The following is a 23,859-nucleotide window of genomic DNA, read 5'->3' on the forward strand; positions in this document are numbered from 1 at the left end:
ACGGAACCGTACGTACGGTGGTGTGAGAGGGTGATTTATTTCACCCTACTCGATTCAAAAAGCAGAAACAGATAGAAAGATAGGATCATTGTGGAAAAGGAAAATAGGTTTAAGAAACCTATGTGATCTCCTTGAGAGAATGGTCAGTTATTTTTAAAACCTTGTTAGCAGTCATGGGTATAAAAAAAGGAAATCCGTGCATCTTAACAACAGGTGATATTATGAAGTATACAGATCGATGTAAACAACTGAATGAGAAACTGCGTTTGCAGGAAAATTTTGATATTGTTGCGAAAACTTTGCAAGTGCAGGATGTTCATATGACATTATATTTTGTTGATGGCTTTGTTAAAGATGAAGTATTAGAGAAAATGATGGAATTCTTATTAAAGGCAGATATGAAAACAACGGTACAACAGGAAAGTGTTTATGTATTTTGTGATCGTTTTGTCTCCTATTTAGAAACCGATGTGGTTGCTGAGGAAGAGAAACAGATTACAGCGGTATTAAGCGGTTCGGTATTAATGATCGTTGATGGCTATGAAGAAGGCATTGTGATTGATGCCAGAACATATCCTACCCGCAGTATGGCTGAGCCCGAAGATGATCGAGTCTTACGCGGCAGCCGTGATGGCTTTGTCGAAACGTTGGTCTTTAATACAGCCTTAATTCGCCGCCGTATCCGTGACACACGCTTACATATGGAATATCACAGTGTCGGTTCTATCAGTAAAACGGATATTGTCTTATGTTATATGGAAGGGTTGGCAGATGATGCATTGGTGCAGGATATTCGCCATAAGTTATCGCAGATACAAGTAGAAGCGTTAACCATGGCACAGGAAAGCATTGCCGAAGCGCTTGTCCCACATAAATGGTTAAATCCTTTCCCTAAGGTTCGCTATAGCGAACGTCCGGATGCTGCAGCCAGTAATGTCCTAGAAGGAAAGGTCATCGTTATGATTGATAATTCACCTTCGGTACTCATTTTACCAACGACTTTTTTTGATTTTGTGCAGGAAGCTCAGGATTATTATCTTCCTCCGATTACCGGAAGCTATTTACGTCTTATTCGGATCATGGTCTTTTTCTTAACCTTGTTTGTGACACCAATCTGGTATTATCTTAACTGCAATCCGGATTTCGCTCCGGATTGGTTTCAATTCGCTTTAATTCAGGATAATATGAATCTTCCTATTATCTTACAGTTGTTAATGCTAGAATTAGGAATAGATGCTTTAAAGCTTGCCAGCTTAAATACCCCAAGCTCCTTAAATTCTTCCTTTAGTATCATAGGGGCATTGATCCTTGGCGATTTTGCGGTCAATGCCGGATGGTTAGCTCCGGAAATAATTTTATATATGGCATTTGTGGCCTTAGCAAACTTCACTCAGCCTAGTTATGAATTAGGATATGCCATTAAGTTTATGCGAATGATGATGCTTATCATCATTGCCCTTCTGCCACGTTTTGGACTATGGATCGGGCTAGCCATTATGGCTTTTATTTTAGCATCTAATAAAACGATTACGCATACCTCTTATTTTTATCCCTTATTTCCCTTCCATGCCCATGATTTTAAAATGATTTTTGCACGTAAAAAACTGCGTGGCAAAAGTAGCAATCGTTCCTAATGATCTCTGAAATGCAATGTCATAGCTTCTTCCCTTTTCTGATCCATTAACAGATCGCTCAGACGCCTATGGAAATTTCTGTTATAATAGTAAGGAAGGAAAGGGATCTTAATGAAACATAATGCCATGAAAGAAGCCATCAAGGTCTGTGTCATACAGCTTATCTGCATGCCACTGTTCCTTTATACGTATACTCCGGATAAGCTATTTTTTTGGATGTTACTGCTTTTTATGGACAGCTATCTTTTAAAACACTATCATGTCATGGAATTTGGCCGTATGATGATGTCCAGTACCAAAGAAGAACAAAAGATGTTGACATTTTTGAATATCGGCATCCTTGCAGGCTATACCATTTTGGCATTTAAAAATTTAGCCTTAGCGGGATATCTTGTCCTAAACGATCTCGTGATGAATGCAGTAAGTATTTTTCTATATATGAAATCCATTGAAAAATAAGACGAAGAAGATTTATATAAACTTGATGGCACGTATTCTAATAAAAGTTATGTATATAAGGAATACAAAGCATGAAGAATTGATGGTATCGCTTACCAAATGATTGCTTGGATTCTACATATCCTAGCCCGTATGGCAAGTCAATATGTTTACAACCGAATGAACAAGTAGGAGAAAGTGCTTACGATGGTAAGTAACTTCTCTTTTTTTTAAAACATGGAATTTATAGGTGCGTAAGCGCTGTTTATTATTGGTGTACACATTTCCACAAATGTTTGAAAATGATGAATTGCATTGCGGTGTCATATGGTAATTTTCACAAAAATGTAAACATGTTACACACAATTGTAAAAAATTTCACTAAATTTGTGTGAAAATGACCGAAAAAATATTGTATTTTCAATTCTTTTAGAGTATAATATGGTCATTATCAGGAATGATAGGAGGGAAAAATATGAAAAAGCTATTAACTCTTGCAGTCGCAGCGTTAATGACGGTTTCACTTGCTGGTTGTGGCAGCAGCAAGGCAGAAAACAAACTTGTCGTAGGACAGGACAAAATGAACGGTGAATTCATCGAAGGTTTTGGAAATAACTCTTATGACAAATCCATCCGTGACTTAATTCATGGATACAACCCAATTATTGTTGACAACGATGGAAACATTAAATGGGAAACGAAGGTAACACTGAAAGGTGAACCTGCAGTTAAGAACAACAAAGACGGTTCTAAAACATTCACAGTTACACTGAACGATGGTTTGAAATGGAATGATGGAAAACCTGTTACAGCAAATGACTATGTAATGACTTACTTGATGCGTGCATCAAAATCTTGGATCGATGCAAATGGTAACCCAACAGGATACGAAATCGAAGGTTACGACGCATTCAGTGCAGGAAAAACAGAAACATTCTCAGGCGTTAAGATGATTGATGATCATTCCTTCTCAATCACAATCGCTGCTAAGAACTTACCTTACTACTGGGAAAAGAACTTCTTGTGGAGTTACCCATTACCAGCTCACGTTGTTGCTAAAGATGTGAAGATCACTAGTGATGACAAAGGTGCTAAGATCGCTAAGAAAGATCAGGCAGCTATCGCTGATTATGTAAAGAATACTTTCTTAAAGAACCCTACCGTAACTTGCGGGCCTTACAAATTTGAAGGCTTCAAGAACCAGCAGGTACAGTTAACTCTGAATAAAGAGTATGCTGGAAACTGGGAAGGTAAAAAACCAAGCATTGAAAAGATTACCGTTAAAGCAATTGACATAGACAAGGATGTAGATACTCTGGTTGCTGGAGAAGTTGACATCGTTGCCGGTGCAATCGAAGCTGAAAAAATCGATAAAGTAAAAGCACAAGGAGATAAATTCACAATCTCTAGTTACCCACGTAATGGTTATGGTAACATGCCAATATCTTGCTACTATGGAGCTACAAAAGACGTTAACGTACGTCAGGCTTTAGCTTACATTGTAGATACAAACAAGATCGCTCAGGCAGCTATGGGTGCTTATGGTAAACCATGCTACTCTGACTACGGTGCAGCTCAGAAAGTTTATATTGACAACAAAGAATGGGTTGACAAAAACCTAAACACATATTCTTTCTCAATTGCTAACGCTAACAAAGCATTAGACAAATCTGATTATAAGTATGAAAAAGATGGAAAAACTCCATTCGATGCTAAGAAAGCTAGCAAAGATTACCTGCGTTACAACAGCAAAGGTGAAGTTCTGTTGATTTCACACTTAGGTTCTGAAAAGAATACCATTACTGACAATATCAAACTGCAGCTGACAAAGAACGCTCCTCAGGTTGGTATCAAATATGAAATTACAGTTAAAGACTTTGAAACAATGCTGAACATCTATTACCAGAAACAAAAAGCTGAAGTTAAATACAACGTATATAACATGGCATCTGGCTTCAACGAAGTACCAGATCCAGAAGCTGACTACCATGGTAAATATGAAAAAGTAGCAAACTTCAACCCTTATGGTTTAAATGATGCTGAATTGAACAAGGCTATTGAAAACTTGAAAGCATCTAAAGATGAAAAAGAATTTTCAGAAAACTGGAAAGCATATCAGAAACGTTGGAACTACTTATTGCCAACAATTCCAACTTACACGAACGATTACTATGACTTCGCTGCCAGCAAGGTAAAAGGATTCAAGACTACTCCATTCCGTGACTGGGCAAACAGTATCTGCAATTTCTCAATTGAGTAAGCAGTACGTCTGAAGTAATATCGAAACACACGAGGGAGAAGATGGCTCCAAAAAGCTATCTTCTTTCTTAGTGTTTATAAATGAGAGGAGAATTACAATGCTTAGATATACAGTTAAGCGTATCTTGTCATTGATCCCGGTGGTCTTTATTATCTCCATCATGCTGTTTGGTTTAACAAAGCTGATGCCTGGAGACCCTGCGAAGTTAATGGTACAAGGTGGACGACCGGAAACATATGACGCACGAGTAGAAGCAGCAAGAAAGAGTCTTGGACTTGACCAAGATGTTGTAACACAGTATGTAAAATGGATGGGTAACCTGGCACATGGTGACTTAGGTGTATCCTCTACATATCAAACAGAAGTGAAAAACGTAGTTGCAGAACCATTAAAGAATACCGTATTCCTAAACTTCTTTGTTTTGATTTTTTCATTAGGAATCTCTATTTTGGTAGGTATCCGCTCTGCCGTAAAGAAAGGATCGTTCTTCGATCAATTCTGGCAGGTATTCTCATTAATCGGTATGAGTGTACCAACATTCTTCGTCGGTTTATGTCTTATTTTCATTTTCGCCTTCAAATTAGGCTGGCTGCCTTCTTTTGGTATGCCAGAGCAAGGCTTATCTACAGGAGCCTATATTACTTCCTGGTTCAGGCATCTGATCTTGCCTGTTACGACCCTGACCGTCATCCAGTTAGCCGGTACGATGCGTTATGTGCGTAATGCAATGCTGGAAGTATTGAGTCAGGATTTCATCCGAACAGCACGTTCAAAAGGTTTAAGCCAGAAAGTTATCGTATATTCTCATGCTTTCCGCAATGCGTTGATTCCTGTTGTAACCATTGTTATCACACAGATCGGTATGCTGTTTAGTGGTTCCATGATTACAGAAACCGTATTCCAATGGAATGGTTTAGGTTTCATCTTGTTGAAGGGTCTGCAAAAACGTGACCTGTGGCTGGTTGTATCCATGAACCTGTTCTACGTAGTCATTTACTTGATTTCCAATTTTATTGCGGATATCACGTATGCTTTAGTAGATCCACGTGTGAAGTTAGATTAGGAGGATAACAGATGGAAAAGAAAGACAACAAGCAAAAGCAATCAATCTTTTCTTCCTTTGGCAGAATGTTCAAACGTCTGTTCTCCTTTGGTGGAAAGAAAAAAGAATTAAATGTATTTGAAGAGGAAGAAATCAAATCACCTTCTAAGGTCATTTTCTCCAACTTCATACATAATAAGTTTACCATTATTGGTTTGATCTTATTCATTGGTATTTTCAGTTTTGCTTATATTGGCGGTATGTTCCGTCAAATGGATCCGGTTTATCAGGAACCTATCCTGCAAAATATCGGACCGGGTACTGGTTATTTGGATTTCCCTTCAGAATTAGAAGGAAAGAAGATTGTACAAATCAGTTCAGGTATTACATTCTCAGTTGCCTTAACTGATGATGGAAAAGTATATGCCTGGGGTAAAGATACCGATGGAGCTACAGAAGTTCCAAGCAATTTAGGAACGAATGTAGTAAAAATTGCTGCTGGTGACCGTCATGTGGTGGCATTGACAGACAGCGGTGAAGTTATCGGTTGGGGTAAGAACGACTTCCATCAGGCAGAATTGACTTATGAAGCCAAAGCCCAGCTGAAAAGCGATGAAAAGGTTATTGATGTATCGGCAAGTGATAAATATACAGCACTTGTTACGGATAAAGGAAATGTAATTATTTTAGGTGCAACCGGCGCAAACAACATGGATTATGTACCTTCCGAAATTCAAGGAAGAGTTGCGGCTGTTGATGCAAACAGCTACAATATGGTTCTTTTATTAAAAGATGGAACCATTGCAACCATGGGTGTTTCCGGTAATGAATTCTCAGATGTGCCAAAAGAATTAACAGATGGCAGCATTAAAATCGTAAAAGCAAAAATGTCTTATGCAAACGGTATTGCGCTTGATGACCAAGGCAAGATCCATGTATGGGGTGCAAATGGCGATAATATGCGTGATGGTGTACCGGCAATCAATGAAAAAGTCGTTGATGTATCCGGAAGCCGTAATGCGTTATTTGCTGTTGGTGAAAGTGGTAAAGTGTATGCATGGGGAAATGATGACTTAAATGATATCAGTGTACCTAGCAGTGCAACGAATATCAAGCAGGTTTTCAGTGGTTATTTCCAAAATTATGCTGTGGATAACAACAATGAAATCCACGCATGGGGAAATGATGGTTATGTATTAGGTACAGACGCTCAAGGTCGTGATTATTTCACACGTTTAATGCATGGTGGTCGTGTTACCTTAGTTGTTGGTATCATCGCAGTTATCATTGAAACCGTTCTTGGTTTATTGATCGGTATGATTTCCGGATTTAAAGGCGGCAAGGTTGATAATCTGCTGATGCGTTTTACGGAAATTGTAAGTTCTGTTCCATTTATGCCTTTGGTTATCACCTTATCAGCATCACTTGGAAATGATTTATCAACTGATCAGAAAATGTATCTGATTATGATTATCTTGGGTGTTATCTCCTGGCCAGGTATGGCACGATTAGTACGTGCACAGATCTTGATCGAACGTGAAAAGGACTTCGTACTTGCTGCGCGTGCTTTGGGTATTAAAGAAGGCTCTATCATTGTTCGTCATATCTTACCAAACGTTATGAATATCTGTATCGTAAATATGACCTTAAGTTATGCCGATAAGATGCTGATGGAGGCTGCATTATCCTTCCTGGGATTTGGTGTTCAAGAACCGATGCCGTCGTGGGGTAACATGTTAAATGGAGCGCAGCGAGCGATCGTTATCGAGAACTATTGGTGGCAATGGATCACACCTGCTGTCTGCGTCGTGATTGCCGCATTGGGTGTTAACCTGGTCGGCGATGCATTACGTGAAGCCTTAGATCCAAAAGAGAATGAGAAGTAGGGGTGAAGAACATGAAATTACTGGAAATTAATAATCTGCACACCTATTTTGATACCAAAAAAGGTCTGATTAAGGCAGTCAACGGTGTTAGCCTGTCGATTGAAGAAGGTCGTACACTTGGTGTAGTAGGTGAGTCTGGCAGTGGTAAAAGTCAGACAGCAATGAGTATCTTGAAATTATTTGAAAATAATCAGAAAATATATGAAGGTGAAATCAAGTTCGAGGGTAAAGTCATTTCTGAGCTTAGTGAAAAGGAAATGCAGAAAATTCGTGGTAACGATATCTCTGTTATCTTCCAAGAGCCAATGACGTCTCTGAACCCGGTATTTACTGTTAATCGTCAGATTAGTGAAGTTCTGATGTTGCATCAGGGCTTAAATAAGAAGGAAGCAGAAGCACGCAGTATCGAAATGCTGAAACAAGTAAAAATCGCCAATCCGGAAACTGTCAACAAATCCTATCCATTCCAATTATCCGGTGGTATGCGCCAGCGTGTCATGATTGCTATGGCACTTGCTTGTAAGCCAAAACTGTTAATTGCCGATGAACCGACAACTGCACTGGATGTTACGATTCAGGCGCAGATCTTAAAACTGATGAATGAACTAAAAGCTGAAACAGGTACAGCAATCATGTTTATCACACACGATCTTGGAGTTATCAATCAGATGGCAGATGATGTTGCCGTTATGTATTGTGGTCAGGTCGTTGAAACTGCACCTGTTGACAATATCTTTATGGATAGCGAATATATCCATCCATATACAGAAGGACTGCTGACATCCATTCCGCGTTTGAATACCAAGCGTGGTGAAAAACTGGATGTTATCCCTGGTTCTGTGCCGCATCCGTTAGCATTGCCACAAGGATGTAAATTTGCTCCTCGATGCAAATATGCCACAGAGAAATGTCGAAACGAAGAACCTGAGTTGAAGGAAATCGGACCTAATCATCAGATTCGTTGTTTCTTCCCTGTCAAAAGAGGAGGTAACAAGTAATGGAAAAGAAAAAACTGATTGAGATAGCAAATCTGCGACAGTATTTTCCTGTCAAGAAAGAATCTTTATTACAGAAAGAACAGCTGTATGTAAAGGCAAATGACGGTATCACCATTACGATCCATGAAGGCGAAACTTATGGACTAGTTGGTGAATCCGGTTGTGGTAAGTCAACCTTAGGACGTGTCTTGTTGCAATTATATGATCAGACACGCGGTGATACGGTATACTTTGGACGTACAGTATATGAATATCAACCAAAGTATTATGAAAAAGATTTAAATGACTTGGCCAAATTACATGAAAAAGCGAAGCATTTAGAAAGCAAGATTAATAACGAAGATCCAAATCATACATCTGTTGATGCTTATGATGACGCAATGCGCCATTTATATCGCTTATGTGGTGGTCTGGTTTTCTCTGACAATTATAGCGAAGTATCCAAACTATTATTGGAAGAATATAAGGCCGGCTGTAATGTTGCACAGCTGGAAAAGAAAAATGCCAGTGCAGAAGAACTTAAAGCAGCAGAAGCGAAGCATGATGCCATCTTAAAATCCATTGAACAGATGAAAGACAGCTATCGCTCAAACGAGAACTTTGCCAAGATTGATGCGATGTGGGAACATGGTATTGAATTACCAAGATTGACAAAAGAAGAAATGCGTATCTTACGTGAGGATCTTCAGATTATTTTCCAGGATCCATATTCTTCTTTGAATCCTCGTTTAACTGTCGGACAGATTATTTCGGAACCATTAGTTGGACAAAAGAAATTTAAAAAAGGAAGTAAAGAGTTAGAGGATTACATTATCGAGGTCATGGATAAATGTGGTCTGGAGGCTTATTTCATCCATCGTTATCCACATCAGTTCTCTGGTGGACAGCGTCAGCGTATCGGCATTGCCCGTGCATTAGCCTTGAATCCTAAATTCATTGTCTGTGATGAAGCGGTTTCCGCACTGGACGTTTCTATTCAATCACAGGTATTAAACCTGTTGCAGGAATTGAAAGAAACCCAGAATCTGACGTATTTGTTTATCTCTCATGACTTAAGTGTCGTGAAGTATATTTCCGATCGTATCGGTGTTATGTATTTAGGTAACATGGTGGAAAGCGCTAGATCAGAAGATATCTTCCGCAACCCATTACATCCATATACCGAGGCTTTATTAAATGCTATTCCGACAACCGATATCCATAACAAAGAATTACAGATTTTGGAAGGAGATATTCCTAGTCCGGTAAATCCTCCAAAAGGATGTAAATTCCATACACGTTGTAAATATGCTATGGAGAAGTGTAAATGTGAACGTCCGGAATGGGTGGAAATTGAGCCTGAACACTTTGTCGCATGTCATTTAAGGAGTCTTAAAAAGTGATTCTCAAAAAGGCACGCGAAATAAAAAATCGTTTAAATAAAGTTGATGAAGATAAATTAAAGGATGTGGATCTGGAAAAACATGATATGTTGGCAATGGTAATTGCGGCATTTATCACGTTTTTACCTCCTATTCTGATTGCCTGTGCCATTATTTATTTTGTGCTCTGGCTGATTTTCCTTCGTTGATATACGGATGTCTTGTGAAAGCAGGACATCTTTTTTTAGGCAAATTGATAAAAAAGGAAGAAAAATTACGTTTTTAGACTCTTTGTGTCGTATAGATAAGTAGAGGGAAGTGATGACACATGGAATCTATGAGTCAATTGCATGCAAAAGCAAATTATCTGGCACAATTATATCGCCGTGATTATTTACGCACTTGCAAAGACATTGAAAGGCTATATGAACTGCATGAAATAATTAATCAGGCACTGCTTAAGCTGAAAAGGGAGGAGTGTATATTGATGATGAATGAGTATTTTTTACCGGCAGATCAAAATAGGTGGTGTATCAACTATGAGAAAGAGATGTTTGATAAGAAGAAAAACATGGCTTTACATGCATTCTTTCGTTGCTTAACGGCTTAAAAAATGTTATTATTTAATATAGAGATAGAGATATGGAAGCGTTTAGAAAACCACGTTTCTATCAATATAAAACACTTTTTTTATAAGTTGCAAGAGTAAGAGGAGGATGTACTTATGTTAAAAGGTATTGCAGCATCAGCGGGAGTTTCCATCGCAAAAGCATACAAATTGGAATCTCCAAAAGTTGAGATCGTTAAAAAAGAAGGAGATCCTGCAATTGAAGTTGAAAAATTCAATGCAGCACTCGAAAAGACAAAAACAGATATCGAGGGTGTAAAAGAAAGAGCAGCAGCACGTCTGTCTGAAGAAGAACTGGCTGTATTTGATGCTCATCTGATGATGGCTGGTGACCCTGAATTCGCATCACAGATTGTCGGCATGATCGAAAATGATAAAGTAAATGCAGAATATGCTGCTGATACGGTTGCCAACCAGATGGTAGCTATGTTTGAGTCTATGGATAATGATTATTTCCGTGAAAGAGCTGCGGATATCAAGGATGTTACGTATCGTTTGAAATGTAACCTGCTGGGACTGACAATTCCTGATTTATCAAGCATCAGTGAAGATTCTATTATTGTTGCTTATGATTTAACACCATCAGATACGGCACAGCTGAATACATTTGTAAAAGGCTTTGCGACTAGTATTGGTGGTAAAACAAGTCATTCTGCCATCATGGCAAACTCTTTAGAAATACCAGCAGTTGTAGGATGTGGAGATATCCTGAGTGCTGTTGAACATGGGGATACATTAATCTTGGATGCTTTAGATGGCGAAGTATTTGTAAATCCTGATGAAGAAACAATTAAGAAATATGAAGCAAAAGCAAAGGCTTATGCTGAAGAAAAAGAAGCATTAAAAGTTTTAGTGAATGCGGAATCTGTCACAACTGATGGACATAAAGTAGAATTAGCTGGTAATATCGGTGGTTTTAAAGATGTTGAAGGTGTATTGAAAAACGGTGGTGAAGGTGTAGGCTTATTCCGTACGGAATTCTTATATATGGACAACGATCACTTCCCAACAGAAGAAGAGCAGTTTGAAGCATATAAGGCTGTATTAGAAGGTATGCAAGGACGCCGTGTCGTTGTTCGTACCTTAGATATCGGTGGAGATAAGAAATTATCATACTTTGAATTCCCAGAAGAAATGAATCCATTCTTAGGCTATCGTGCAATTCGTCTGTGTCTGGATCGTACAGATATCTTCCGTACACAGTTGCGTGCCTTGATTCGTGCTAGTGTTTATGGTAGATTATGCATCATGTTCCCGATGATTGCAACCGTAAAAGAATTCTGTGACGCAAAAGCTATTTATGAAGAAGAAAAGGCAAAATTGATTGCCGAAGGTGTAAAGGTTGCCGATAATATCGAAGTTGGTATGATGGTGGAAATTCCTGCTGCAGCTGTTAATGCGGATAACTTTGCTAAACATGCAGACTTCTTCTCTATTGGTACAAACGATTTGATTCAGTATTCAATGGCCGCAGATCGTATGAGCGAGCATGTATCTTACTTATATCAGCCATACAATCCATCTGTATTGCGTTTAATCAAGATGACGATTGATGGTGCACATAAAGAAGGCAAATGGGCTGGTATGTGTGGCGCAATGGCTGGAGAACCATATGCTGTACCTTTGCTGTTAGGTATGGGATTGGATGAATTCTCAATGTCTGCTACACAAATTCTGAAAGCACGTAAGATGGTAAACGGTTTAAGCAAAGATGAAGCAGCAAAACTTGCTGATGAAGCATTAAAACTTGCTACTGCTGAAGAAGTACTTGATTTAGTTAAAAAAGCAGTGGATTAATCATTGAAAAGGGTATCTTATTGTAGTGACCTCCTAAAGTGAGTCTAACTTTTGAAGGGTAATATCACGCAAAGATATCCTTTTTTGCTTTATTAGGAATACAATATAAGGGATTCTAAGAGGATCGCTAATCGTTGTGTGGGAAGTATGTTGAAATAGATAAGAGATCGCATGCTTAATAGGATACAAATTGTATGCTAATGAGTAGGTAAGTTAAAAAGTAGGACGTTGGAATCATCAATAAAAAGAAGGTGTCGTACCTCTTATTGTATTAGATTAAATGTAGCGCATAGCTCTTTTGGCATTGAAATTAGCAAAATTAAAAAAATATGTGAGATGTGAGAATCTGATTGTAGCGCTTACGACAATAATTTGCTAAAAATGACAAGATATTTCTTATTTCGTAAGATATAATTATTTTGTAATTAGCGGATAGCAACCCCGCAGTACAGCATCATCTGTATGCACATCTTTTCTTAAGAAAACCCTATGACATGAGTCAGTTCAAGGAAAAAGATGAGGAATCATGGTGTGAGGACCTTGATTTTAGCGACATGTGGTGGAAAGAAATGATTCTTACAATCCCTTTCAAGAATCATTTTTTTTTATGCTTAACTATGTTAAAATAATGAAAAGAGGAAAGGGATTACATATGAAAAAAGCAGTACTAGCGGCATCGCTCATGCTTTTGTGCGGATGTCAAACAACGAAGAAGGAAACAGAAAAACCATTATATTTTGTGTTTGCAACACCATTATCTACACATACCCTATGGCTGCAGGCAAAAAGCGGTATGCAGGATGCTTGTGATCTACATCATATACAATGTGATTGGCAAGGACCAATCAAAATTTCAACAGAACAAATGGAGGATGTAATTCAGACAGCAATTTTGAAAAAAGCAGATGGTATTATTACACAGGGAGTTATCAAGAAAACATATATCATGGAATCAATGGAGCAAAATGTACCGATCGTTCTTGTTGATTCACCGGTAGAAGACGCAAAGCCCCTTGCAACTATTTGTAAGGATTTTGAACAACAGGCACAGATGCTTTTGACGGATATTGAAAAACGGATAGGAAAGAATGAACATCTGCGCATAGGAATTCAGGTATCGGAACAAGATTTCGATTTGGCCAAACAGCAGATTGAATCCGTCCGTACGGTATTTAAAAAACATCCGGGCGGTTTTGAAATTGTTGCAATCAGTGAATCTAAGTCAGATCAATCCCGTTCACGTAATGAATGGATCAGCGTTTTGCAAAAAGAAAAAAATTTAAATATCACGCTAAATTTTGCCGGTGAAAGTGCGATTGGCTGTGTGATGGCGCGTGAATATCTGAATATGCAAGATGATCTGCTGATCTATGGTGTTGATGATATGGATGATACGGTAAAGATGATCAAAGAAGGTAAAATTGCCGGAAGCATAGTTACATCTTTTTATCGTTACGGATATGATTCCGTGGAGATGTTATATGAGTATGTAAGAAATGGAAAAGAACCGGTGAAAGAGCTTCAGCCAGCGCAAATTCTATTGCTTAATAAAGGAAATCTAAAAACATATGAAAAGGAGCTGAAGGAATGATGAAACGGTGGTTGCGTCATAATGATCAGCTGGAAAGCTTCAGCGATAAGATTTTTAATTACAATCTCATGTTAATCGTCATTGTAGCCTTTGTTTGTTCGACATATGTCATGCTGAATATACGAATTATCGATAAGTTTAATGATACCTATGTGAGCTACAATGATTTAAATGGCTTTTATTTTCATGTGAAGGAAATGAATGATAATTTTCAGGTCTATTTATATCAGCCCAGTGATGCAAATTATAAAGCTTTTCGTGATTCTTATAATGCATCCGGAAAAAACATAGATAAGATCATGCTGAGCCTAAAAGGGAATGAGCGAAAATGGCGTTTTGAACTCTTGCAGAATATGATTGATAAGTATTATATCGATGCTGAATTGGTCATTGCCAGTAATCTACAGCAAGAAGAAGACTTTAATCAGAAGTATCAGAAGTTAATACATGAATATGAGCTGATAGCAAAGACAAGTGGAGAATATTATGATATCGTAACCGAAGATATGCAGCTGCAGAAAATTGCGGTAAATGATAATCAGCGAACGCTGCATCTAGTATCTTTATTCTTTATTCTGTTTGTGATTACCTGGCTTGCTTATTTTTCCATTACGATGATTCGTTCGATGACAGATCCGATTGAGAAAATCATGAATAATATGAATCGCATTAAAATGGGTGAATACGACTTATCAAAAATTTCCAATGTAAACAAAGAAATGAATGTGCTTTGTTTGGCGTTGGAGGACCTTTCAAGAAGTATACAAAAAAATATTCAATATGCGAATGATAAATCCGATCTAGAGAAACGTGTATTGGAGCAGCAAAACGAAAATTTGAAAAAAGATGAACTGCTTGCGCAAAGCGAATTGCGGGTATTGCAAAATCAAATTAATCCCCATTTCTTATTTAATACCTTGAATATGATTTATAAAAAGGCTTACAGTGAAGGTGCATATGAAACAAGTGAACTGATGGAACGCACCAGCCGTCTGTTGCGTTATGCTTTGGATAATACAAGCCGCATCAGCAGTTTGAAAAAAGAATTAGCGGCTATTGAAAACTATAATTATATTCAGGCGAAACGTTATGGAGAACGCATTCGCTTTATTGTCGAGGCAGAAGAGGATCTTCCTGATATACGCATGCCAGGCATGATCTTACAGCCGCTTGTTGAAAATGCAGTTCTCCATGGTTTACAGGATGTTACGGAAGATGGTGAGGTCATGATTGAGGTTACGCAGCAAAACGATCATGTAATCATCAGTGTAAGTGATAATGGTGTTGGTATGGCCTCAGATGAATTGGAAAAATTAATTTTAAATGATTATGCCAAAGGAAGCGATGATCGTGTGCATCTGGGCTTATACAATGTTACCAGCCGCTTGAAGAAATTTTATGGTGATGAAGTAAGCATTATCATCAATAGTCTGGAAAACTGTGGCTTTGAGATTAATATTAAGATTGATCTAAGGAGGCGTTCCTGATGTATAAAATTTTAATAATCGAGGATGAGCAAATTGAACGCGAGACACTTTATAAAATCTTACACGATAACTTTACTTTAAAAGGATTGTATATGGCGAAAAACGGGAAAGAAGCACTGGATGTTTTTGAACGTGAAAAGCCGGAAATTGTCTTAGCCGATATCAATATACCGGGAATCAATGGCTTAGAGGTCATACGGCGAATCAAACAACAGCAACAAGACACTTCCTTCCTTGTATTATCCAGTTATAACTATTTTGAATATGCACAAGAGGCCATTCGCCTAGGTGTGAGTGATTTTATTTTAAAGCCATACAACATAGAACATTTGAAAGAAGTCGTAGATAGATTGATACACCAGCATCGAGAAAAACGTAAAGAGCAGCAACAGCATGATGAATTATTGGAGAAGATTGAAAAAATTACTCCGGTAGTTGAAAATGAATGTTTGTATGCGATCATCTCAAATGAGAACGAATTAGAATTAAAACGTTCTTTACGACTATTAAGTCCCCATATCTGTAGTGGTTTTTGTATGATCATGCAGAGTTTGACATGTGCTTTTCATACCACAGCCATGGATACCATTTGTGAAAACTTTAAAAAGCAGGGATATCGCTGTATCAAAGAATTGTTTCATGGACTGCAAATTTTCTTTATCCTTTTTGAGCGTCCGATTGACCAACAGGAAGTCCGACAGCTGGCAGGATATATCGATGGTTTGCGTAGTGAATATAAAGATGTCGTAATTGGTATTGGTCCTATTGTTTGTGAATTAATAAAATTTCATCATTCCTTTGATTTGGCGAGAGATCGATTAAGTGCTCAGGCACAGCCAGCTTTGAAGCTATTGATGGAAGATGAAAAAAGCAGTGAAGAAAATGCGGTAAATATTGCTACACAGGTAGAAGTATTCATGAAAGCATTTCAGAAGATGGATGAAGAATCTTTAAAAAAACATTTGAATCAATTAAGTCTTCAACTGATTCAGGAGGAAAAAGAACAATTGTATAAAGATGTATCTGAATTAATTACGTCTTTGAAAAACAGTTGTGAAAAACAATATCCGGAAATTGATTTTACTAAAGTCAAAATTACACCTTTGCGTGTGACAAGCAGTATTCACCAAGAAGTACCTTTATATTTACATATGCAAATACATCGCTTGTATGATCTGATTGCTGAGGAGAAATTCCGTAATACGAATTTACTGGTACGTCATGCCATTCGTTATATTGACAGTAATTATCGTAAACAAATTACATTGAGTGATATGGCAGATGCATTACAGGTATCACCTTATTATATTTCCAAATTACTCAGCAGCTCTTTGAATAAAACATTTACGGAACTGGTGAGTGAACGACGTGTAGAGGCTAGTAAAGAATTACTGAAAACAAATAAACGTATAAAAGAAATCGCTTATGAAGTAGGATTCCAAGGGCAAAATTATTTCACTAAAGTATTTAAAAATTATACCGGCGTTACCCCAAAGGTATATAAAAATACCTTTGAGAACAAGGAATAATAGCTTTGTATGGGGTTAAACACAAAGAATTGCTAAAGATAGCTAAATTTTACTATTTTTTCATTCTATAATAAAAATGCAGATAAAGAGACTATAATAATACTATCTGCAATACCATAATGTAAGGCTGTTACCAGCCAGCCTTAGATGAATCCTTTTTCTTTAAAAAAGTCATGTTACTCCCAGAACATGACTTTTTTACATGATGTGTTTGTCTAGTAAGCATGTTAGCTTACTTTTTTTAGGTTTTATTTACCGATAATTCTAACATAAGTAAAAATGACTTTTTTTCTTTGTAGGAGAATGTAAGGATAAAAGTGACATATATGTCATTTAGAATTAAGAACCCTTAAGAAGTAAAAATGCATCTAGATGCTATAATACAGGTGAACAGGAAGGGTGTTTCCTTCTTATGTAAAGGAGCTAATTGTTATGAAGAATATAGTTGAGATGCTGGAAAACAGTTGTTCTCGTTATCCTGATAAAACAATGCTTATGGAACCGGAAAAGAGCATTACATATAAAGCGTTTGTCAATGAAGCAAAAGCGATTGCTTGTAAGATTATAGAAAAAATACCATCACAGAATCAGCCTGTTGTCATTTTGATTGATAAAAGCATTCAGGCTCTCGTATCAATGATGGGAGTGTTATATAGTGGAAATTATTATACGATCTTAGATGTAAAGATGCCCGTTGAGCGTATGGAATGTATACTGAATACGTTGCAGCCAAGCCTGCTTATTAGCGATCATAAGCAATGGAAAACAGCCGAAAAGTTAAATTTTAAAGGAGATTTGTTGCTTTATGAAGAAAACAAGACCTATGCGATAGAAGAAGCAAACTTATTATCCAGGCGAAGAAAGATGATTGATACGGATCCGGCATATGTATTGTTTACTTCCGGCTCTACCGGTATTCCGAAAGGAACAGTTGTATCACATCGCAGTGTCCTTGCCTATGCCCATTGGGTTGTTGAAACCTTTGCAATCGATGAAACAACGATCTTTGGTAATCAGACACCGTTTTATTTCAGTATGTCTGTGCTTGATATTTATGCAACCCTTTTATCAGGTGCTAGTCTTTATTTGCTGCCAAAACTTTATTTCTCTTTTCCAGCAAAGCTTTTGGACTGCATGATTCAAAATAAGATCAATACCATTTACTGGGTGCCGAGTGCTTTAGGTATCGTGGCAAACTTAAAAGGTTTAGAAGTATTGCCGCCTAAAGATGTAAAAAAGGTGTTGTTTGCAGGTGAAGTAATGCCAACAAAGATTTTAAATATCTGGCGCAGACATTTACCTGATGCTTTATATGCAAATTTATATGGTCCAACAGAAGTTACCGATATTTGTACGTATTATATTGTAAACCGTGATTTTGCGGATGATGAAGCTTTGCCAATCGGAAATGCTTGTAACAATTGTGATGTTATTGTGCTAAAAGAAGATGGTACACAAGCAAAAGGCGATGAAGCCGGTGAACTTTGTGTACGAGGAAGTTTTTTGGCAAATGGATATTATGATCAAGTGGAGAAAACAAGCGAAGTGTTTATTCAAAATCCATTGCAGCCTCATTATCCAGAGCTTATTTATCGCAGTGGTGATATTGTGAAATACAATGAATACGGTGAGTTGATGTACTTATCACGTAAGGATTTTCAAATCAAGCATATGGGATATCGCATTGAACTTGGTGAAATTGAAACCGCTATGTTTGCGATAGAGGGGATGGATGCCTGTGCGTGTATCTATGATACACAAGCGAAATGGATCATCTTATATTATCAGGGCAAAAATTTAACGGAAAAAGCAATTTTGGAACAGGCAAAGGCCAAGCTGCCCAATTACATGTGGCCCAATAAATTTATTCCTATAAAACGCATGCCTTATAATGCAAATGGGAAAATAGATCGGAAAGCTTTAAAAGCTATGTATGCAGGAGGATAAAAAATATGGAGAAATTACTAGCAATCTTAGAAGATATGAAGCCAGGAGTCGATTTTAAAAAAGAAAAAAAACTTATTGAGGATGGTATTTTAGATTCCTTCGATATCGTTGAAATCATTGCGGCTATCGATGATGAATTTGATGTTGAAATTCCAGTTATGGAAGTGCAGCCAGAGGTTTTCAATGATGTAGAAAAGCTATATGCGCTGATTGAGCGATTAATGGAAGAATAGGATTTGTATCATGTCATTGATATCGCTGCCATTCATGCTGTTAGTGACAGCATCTTGTGTGCTTTATTATCTTGCGCCGAAACAGTGGCGATGGTGTATTTTGCTCTTAGCAAATGTCATCTTTTATGTTGCGGCCTCGCAGGCATTGATCATTTTCCTGATAGGTAGTATTTTGAGTGTATATATCGGCGGCTTAGCTATTAACAAACAGATAAAGCTGCAAAAAGCTACCATAAAAAGTTTAGAAAAAGACCAAAAGAAAGCCTATAAGGCTATGATGAAGAAACGGAAGCAACTGATTTTGATCGTCGTATTGGCAATCAATATTGGTATCTTATGCTATTTAAAATATTACGGTTTTTTTGCCGGTAATCTGAATGCCATAAATGCTTTACTGCATGTTAATGTTAATATCGCAGTAAAAAAATTTGTACTGCCACTTGGAATCTCCTATTATACCTTAATGGCCATCAGTTACATGGTAGATGTGTATAGAGGCAAATACGAAGCAAGCCCTCAGCTTGGGAAAGTCGCTTTGTATTTGTCCTTCTTCCCACAAATGACAGAAGGTCCGATCTCACGTTTTGATCAGTTAGCCGATCAATTGTATGCGGGCAATGAATTTGACATTATAAAATTCAAGAGTGGTTTATATCTAATTCTTTGGGGACTTTTTAAAAAATTAGTCATCGCTGATCGAGCTGCGCTATATGTGAATCCAGTATTTAGTGGTATGCATGGAGGTTTTACCGCTTTTTTAGCTGTTGCCTTATATACATTACAAATATATGCTGAATTTAGTGGCGCTATGGATATCGTACGTGGAATTGGCTATTTGTTTGGTGTTCACATGGAGAAAAATTTTGAACAACCGTTTTTCTCAAAAAGTATAGCTGAATTCTGGCGTCGCTGGCATCGTACGTTAGGGACTTGGCTAAAAGATTACGTATTTTATTCAATATCATTATCTAAAATGAATATGAATTTGAACCGTTCTGTGAAAAAGCATATGAAAGGGAATTTCGGAAGATTTATCCTAAGCGCATTTCCCCTCTTTTTTGTCTGGTTTTTCAATGGATTCTGGCATGGCGCCAGCTGGAAATATATTGTATATGGTTTATATTATTATCTAATTATGATGATGGGTTTGTTGCTTGCCCCTGTTTTTACGAAAATCAAAGATACATGGCATCTTCATGAACAGCGAAAAGGCTATCGTCTCTTTTGTATCTTACGTACGGTATTGATTGTTTTTGGTGGCATGCTGATCTTTCGTGCGCACTCACTAGATGATGCCTTGCAAATGCTGTTGCGGATCTTTACGATGCAGGAAACAGATATCTTAGCACATGGGCTGACTCTTGTTGATTTTGGCATTTTGATATGGGGATTGGTATTGATGTTTATAATAGCAGGCTTAAAGGAAAGACGTGTAAATTTATTTGCATTATTTGATCAGAAAAGTCTGTTGTTGCGTTATGGTATTATCCTTATCATAGGGGTATCCATTATCGTATTTGGTATTTATGGTCATGGTTATCAAGCAAGCGATTTTATATATGGTGAATTTTAGTGAAAGGAGCAAACATCATGAAAAACAGACGTAAATCTATCCTAGCCTTTACATCCTTTATTGTTATTTTTGCTCTATTATTAAACTTATTTTCCATGATATTAATTCCCAAAGATAATAAGATGAGCAAAACGATACGTGGCTTCTATGAAGAAAAGAAAAACTCATTAGATGTTTTATTTCTTGGTGATAGTAGTATGTATCGCAGTATCATACCTGCTAAGTTGTGGAAGGAAAATGGTTTTACCAGTTATGCACTGGGCGCTCCTTCGGTAAGAACCTATGCTTTGTATTATTTATTGGAAGAAGCATTAAAAACGCAAAAGCCAAAAGTAGTCGTTATGGAAGTGAATTGCGCATTTAATGATCATAAATATTCTATGGGAAATAAACGAAAGATTATCGATCACATGAAACTTTCGATGAATAAAATTAATATGATTCAAGATGCAGCATTTCAATTTTCTTTAACTGATAAAATAAGTTTATTATTCCCTGTCTTTTTATATCATAATCGTTATAATGAAATAAATGCGGTTGATATAGCTGAAACCTTTGGTTCGCCAATGAATGATACGAAGGGCTTTATTAGTAGCTACAAGCAAAAACCGTATAAAGGGAAGACCAATTATATGCGTGCATCTTCACAGGCGATGTTTGATGCGAATAGTAAAAAATATATGGATATGATTCATGATATATGTAAAAAGAATCATATTAAGCTTATGTTATTAAAAGTACCGGGTGCCAAAGAATGGAATCAAAGTAAAAAAGAGGCAGTAGAGTTGTATGCAAAAGAACGACATCTGCCATATTTAGATTTAAATACGAATATGGAGAAGAACATCGATTGGAGAAGGGATACGAATGATTCCGGAGTACATTTGAATATCTTTGGTGCAGAAAAGGTGACGATGGAGCTCAGTCAGTATTTTCGTCGTCATTATCGACTGAAAAAAACAACAGATCAAGAAGTAATTGCTTCCTTCAATAAAGCTTATCGCTTATTTAATGAGAAACGAAAGTCTTATAAAAGACCTGTCAAGACAGTTACTATTTAAGAATACCTATTATGAAATGAATCTTACAGGTATATGTACCTCTATATTGGATAATCCAATATAGAGTTTTTTTTTGACTTCCATGAAGACGGATGATTACAAAAAAGCTTGTGAATATGCAGGTATTAATTTTGATCAAACATCCTATGATAAAAGCTCGGCATTGCAGAAAAAGACAACGAAAGAAAGCTATGCCGCTGTGGTATTCAAAGTAGGCAAGCAAAAAGTGTCAAAAAAGAAAGTCACAGTAGATGTTGAAATCATAACTACGGATTATTTAGAAATTATGAATCAGGCCGTATATGATACTATGAAAAATAAAAAAGATGATGCATATACATATAGAGTATTTTCTAGTATCAAAATAGAGAAGAATAAGCTTCTAAATTGTTGATACCTAGCAGTTAAAAAAACGATGTATGATACAGCATTTTGTTGTTTGTGTTTTATGAAACAATACAATTAGAATATGCAAAAAAAGCGGTATCTACATGCCATGTTAAGATATGGCGAATAGTTACCGTTTTTATATGAACATAGGGTTTATTTGTTAAAGGACTCGCTCAGAGTTAAGAATTCATTTACTCTTTCCTCAGCGGTTTTTAAACAACTGATCCAGAAATCTTTAGAAGTCAGATCAATGTCAGCCAATTTAGCAACATCTTCAACATCGGATACCGTTGTCGCATGTAGCAATTCACGATATTTTGGTACGAAAGCATCCTTCATTTCATGATATTTTACAATTAAGCCACGGGCAAATAAACCGCCAAAAGCGTAAGGGAAGTTGTAAAAGCTCAGAGCTGATGAATAATAATGGCTCTTATTGATCCACATATAAGGATGCAAATACTGCTCATCTAAGCCATCACCATATGCTTGTTTTTGTGCATCCAACATCATCGCTTCTAGTTCATCCGGGAATAGGAACCCCTCTTTACGTTTTTCAAATACCTTTTTTTCAAATAAGAAACGAGAATAAATATCACACATAATCTGTGTAAGATCTTGAAGCTGTGTTTCTATTAATGCCAGCTTTGTTTCTCCTTCTGCTTCATCAATTGCAGCATTCATGATGATATTTTCATTAAAGGTAGAAGCAGTTTCGGCAACTGGCATGGAATAATCTGTATTAAGCATCTTGTGATCCTGGATCATCATACCATGATATGCGTGTCCTAATTCATGAGCCAATGTCACAACATCGCCTAAGGAACCATCAAAATTCGTTAAAACACGACTTTGTTTCAAGAAAGGGAGATTTTCGCAGAATGCTCCACCAACCTTACCCTTACGTGGATAGAAATCAATCCATTCATCTGCAAAGGCTTCTTCCATCATATCCGCCATATCCTGTGCAAAAGGCGCAAAATGTTTCAACAGATAGTCTTTTGCTGTTTCAATCGTGAATTTTGTGTCGTCTTTTCCAATAGGTGCAAATAGCTCATACCAAGGAAGTCCGTTTTGATAACCTAACATTTCCGCCTTGCGTTTTAAATATTTACGGAATACCGGCATATAATCATCCATGGCCGATAGCATGGCATCTAAGGTTTCCTGTTTCATATGGGACTGATGCAGTGTCATTGCTAAAGGAGAAGCGAAACCGCGCAACTCACATTCTGTTAAGACTTGTGCTTTGATGTTGTTTAAAGAAAAGGCAATAGCATCACGAATCTTGGCATAAGCAGCTAATTCTGCTTCATAAGCGCGTTTACGCACCTTTTTATCAGAGTCATATGCCAAGTTGCGAATCTGTGAAAGGGTAGTTGTTTTTCCATCATAGTCTACTTCTAAGGTGCTGGTCAGATAGCTTTGCATGGTTTCCCAAGCCTGTCCTGCCGAGATATCCATCTTGGATAATACTTCTTCTACATCATCACTGAGTAAGTAACGACCATCTTCTTGAATCGAATGTAACAAGTAGGTATATTCCTGTAATGCTTCTTCTTTTTCCAGGCAAGCATCAAGATCTTTTATTTGTGCAATATAGCGATTAAATTTTGCTTTTGCTTTTGCCACGTTGCTTGTTTTCTTAGTGATCTTATCTAAATAAGCTGCTGTTTGCGCATCAGTGGTATCACAGCTTTGGCGCAGATTGGCATATGCCAACAGCTGGTAGCTGATCTGTTCTAATTCATTTAATGTAGTTAGAATTTGTTTCAAGGTAGCAGTTTCATCCTTATGGGATAAGGTGTCTGCCAAGGTATTGCATTGTGCAATCAATTCATCAAGTTTCTTGATATCTGCTTCAAATTGCGGATCATCATAACCCTTATAGAGGACATCAAGTGACCAAGTTTCTTTCATTTTAGACCTTCTTTCTCTGTTAGATTACCCCTATTATAGCATAGAAATTCCAAAATGAAGGAGAAGATTATGGAAGGTTTATTT

The 23,859-nt window shown here is 37.2% G+C and carries 19 protein-coding genes; 18 read left to right on the top strand and 1 reads right to left on the bottom strand.

The features are described 5' to 3' along the window. The first annotated feature begins 221 nt into the window (after positions 1-221). The 18 genes from LI241_RS11315 to LI241_RS11400 all read left to right on the top strand — a co-directional run bounded on the left by LI241_RS11315 (position 222) and on the right by LI241_RS11400 (position 21,859). Entirely contained in the window at positions 222-1,634 is a 1,413-nt protein-coding gene (locus tag LI241_RS11315; RefSeq protein ID WP_017144566.1) for a spore germination protein, read from the top strand. Between the two features lie 111 nt (positions 1,635-1,745). Continuing rightward, positions 1,746-2,093: a hypothetical protein gene (locus LI241_RS11320; protein WP_008689827.1), complete on the top strand. Its 348-nt coding sequence runs from the start codon at positions 1,746-1,748 to the stop codon at positions 2,091-2,093. Positions 2,094-2,547: 454 nt separating this feature from the next. Then, the gene (locus LI241_RS11325) at positions 2,548-4,332 is read left to right on the top strand and encodes an ABC transporter substrate-binding protein (protein ID WP_227151291.1); all 1,785 of its coding nucleotides are present in this window, start codon (positions 2,548-2,550) and stop codon (positions 4,330-4,332) included. A gap of 97 nt (positions 4,333-4,429) precedes the next feature. Then, positions 4,430-5,395: an ABC transporter permease gene (locus LI241_RS11330; protein ID WP_008689825.1), complete on the top strand. Its 966-nt coding sequence runs from the start codon at positions 4,430-4,432 to the stop codon at positions 5,393-5,395. An 11-nt stretch (positions 5,396-5,406) separates the two neighbouring features. Beyond that, positions 5,407-7,260 carry an ABC transporter permease subunit gene (locus tag LI241_RS11335; protein ID WP_008689823.1) on the top strand — a complete coding sequence of 618 codons (1,854 nt, stop codon included), beginning with the start codon at positions 5,407-5,409 and terminating at the stop codon, positions 7,258-7,260. A gap of 11 nt (positions 7,261-7,271) precedes the next feature. Then, positions 7,272-8,258 carry an ABC transporter ATP-binding protein gene (locus LI241_RS11340; protein ID WP_008689822.1) on the top strand — a complete coding sequence of 329 codons (987 nt, stop codon included), beginning with the start codon at positions 7,272-7,274 and terminating at the stop codon, positions 8,256-8,258. Beyond that, the gene (locus tag LI241_RS11345) at positions 8,258-9,640 is read left to right on the top strand and encodes an ABC transporter ATP-binding protein (protein WP_008689821.1); all 1,383 of its coding nucleotides are present in this window, start codon (positions 8,258-8,260) and stop codon (positions 9,638-9,640) included. Before LI241_RS11340 ends, LI241_RS11345 begins: the two co-directional genes overlap by 1 nt. Next, positions 9,637-9,828 carry a hypothetical protein gene (locus tag LI241_RS11350; RefSeq protein WP_008689819.1) on the top strand — a complete coding sequence of 64 codons (192 nt, stop codon included), beginning with the start codon at positions 9,637-9,639 and terminating at the stop codon, positions 9,826-9,828. Before LI241_RS11345 ends, LI241_RS11350 begins: the two co-directional genes overlap by 4 nt. Before the next feature lie 119 nt (positions 9,829-9,947). Next, entirely contained in the window at positions 9,948-10,229 is a 282-nt protein-coding gene (locus LI241_RS11355; RefSeq protein ID WP_227151290.1) for a hypothetical protein, read from the top strand. A gap of 114 nt (positions 10,230-10,343) precedes the next feature. Then, complete coding sequence (gene ptsP / locus LI241_RS11360) at positions 10,344-12,044, top strand: phosphoenolpyruvate--protein phosphotransferase (RefSeq protein WP_008689816.1); 1,701 nt, start codon at positions 10,344-10,346, stop codon at positions 12,042-12,044. 652 nt (positions 12,045-12,696) lie between these two features. Beyond that, a complete protein-coding gene (locus tag LI241_RS11365; RefSeq protein ID WP_008689815.1) occupies positions 12,697-13,635 on the top strand; it encodes a substrate-binding domain-containing protein in 939 nt (312 codons plus the stop codon). Next, positions 13,632-15,122 carry a sensor histidine kinase gene (locus tag LI241_RS11370; RefSeq protein ID WP_008689814.1) on the top strand — a complete coding sequence of 497 codons (1,491 nt, stop codon included), beginning with the start codon at positions 13,632-13,634 and terminating at the stop codon, positions 15,120-15,122. Before LI241_RS11365 ends, LI241_RS11370 begins: the two co-directional genes overlap by 4 nt. Then, entirely contained in the window at positions 15,122-16,651 is a 1,530-nt protein-coding gene (locus LI241_RS11375) for a response regulator (protein ID WP_008689813.1), read from the top strand. The genes LI241_RS11370 and LI241_RS11375 overlap by 1 nt, the downstream gene beginning before the upstream one ends. A gap of 432 nt (positions 16,652-17,083) precedes the next feature. Further along, positions 17,084-18,598 carry an amino acid adenylation domain-containing protein gene (locus tag LI241_RS11380; RefSeq protein WP_008689812.1) on the top strand — a complete coding sequence of 505 codons (1,515 nt, stop codon included), beginning with the start codon at positions 17,084-17,086 and terminating at the stop codon, positions 18,596-18,598. Positions 18,599-18,603: 5 nt separating this feature from the next. Next, positions 18,604-18,831: a phosphopantetheine-binding protein gene (locus tag LI241_RS11385; protein ID WP_008689811.1), complete on the top strand. Its 228-nt coding sequence runs from the start codon at positions 18,604-18,606 to the stop codon at positions 18,829-18,831. A 10-nt stretch (positions 18,832-18,841) separates the two neighbouring features. Further along, positions 18,842-20,404: an MBOAT family protein gene (locus LI241_RS11390; protein WP_008689810.1), complete on the top strand. Its 1,563-nt coding sequence runs from the start codon at positions 18,842-18,844 to the stop codon at positions 20,402-20,404. A gap of 17 nt (positions 20,405-20,421) precedes the next feature. Then, positions 20,422-21,465 (top strand): hypothetical protein, encoded by a 1,044-nt coding sequence (locus LI241_RS11395; RefSeq protein WP_008689809.1) that lies wholly within the window; start codon positions 20,422-20,424, stop codon positions 21,463-21,465. A gap of 82 nt (positions 21,466-21,547) precedes the next feature. Further along, positions 21,548-21,859 carry a hypothetical protein gene (locus LI241_RS11400; RefSeq protein ID WP_008689808.1) on the top strand — a complete coding sequence of 104 codons (312 nt, stop codon included), beginning with the start codon at positions 21,548-21,550 and terminating at the stop codon, positions 21,857-21,859. A gap of 149 nt (positions 21,860-22,008) precedes the next feature. Here LI241_RS11400 and LI241_RS11405 read toward each other — a convergent pair whose 3' ends face one another. Next, entirely contained in the window at positions 22,009-23,775 is a 1,767-nt protein-coding gene (locus LI241_RS11405) for a M3 family oligoendopeptidase (RefSeq protein ID WP_008689806.1), read from the bottom strand. Between the last annotated feature and the right edge of the window lie 84 nt (positions 23,776-23,859).

Source organism: Longicatena sp. 210702-DFI.1.196, from assembly GCF_020563125.1.
Taxonomy (GTDB): domain Bacteria; phylum Bacillota_I; class Bacilli_A; order Erysipelotrichales; family Erysipelotrichaceae; genus Longicatena; species Longicatena caecimuris.